The sequence below is a fragment of the Moraxella oblonga NBRC 102422 genome, assembly GCF_001598275.1.
Classification (GTDB): Bacteria; Pseudomonadota; Gammaproteobacteria; order Pseudomonadales; family Moraxellaceae; genus Moraxella; species Moraxella oblonga.
In genome coordinates, this window is sequence record NZ_BCYQ01000104.1 from 1 (window position 1) to 650 (window position 650).

The 650-nt window shown below is 27.1% G+C and carries 1 protein-coding gene; it reads left to right on the forward strand.

Features of this window, described 5'->3' with window-relative positions; genetic code table 11:
* Positions 1 to 200 (forward strand): hypothetical protein (locus MOB01S_RS12730; protein ID WP_218016108.1); only part of this gene is annotated, 200 nt, incomplete at its 5' end.
* Positions 201 to 650 lie beyond the last annotated feature (450 nt).

Sequence of the window (650 nt, forward strand, 5' to 3'; positions counted from 1 at the left end):
ATACAGTCCCATTTTTTATGTTTTTATTTATTTCTTTGATGGTTTTTGTGGATGTTTATGACTATGTTCACGGTAGAGACATGTTAATATTTGGAAATAAACTGAAAGCAGATGATAATAAACTATTAAGATTTTATTGGTTTTTTCTAATGGTTATAGTATATCTAATCAGTATTGTTTATTTTTTATTTAAGGTTTAGCCTGCTAATGCTATTGCTAAAAATTTAACGAAATTGATAAAAAGAAGAGGTAAATAATATGGACACTTCGGATAAATATACTTCTTTAATTCTTGTAGATATTTTTATATATATTTTTGCCTTCTGCTTGGCTCATCATTTGGCAAATCCGGTATTATTGACTGTTTATATTTTATGTTCAATCGTATTGTACTTAATATTCTCTGTTTTTATAAAAAATAAAGATTTGCCATTTAGTATTTTTTTGGCTATTTTAATGATAATTAAAATGGTTTTTTTAGTTTCTTGTCATTTTTATTTTAGTATGGGTTAGATTTGGGGGGATAAAAAATACACCCCTAATGCAAATGGCATACTAGGCGATACAGCAAGAGCATTAAGCCCACAAGTGGCTTATCAGATTGGACAATATTTTAAAGAAAACAAAGTCAAAAACCAACAAGACAATAG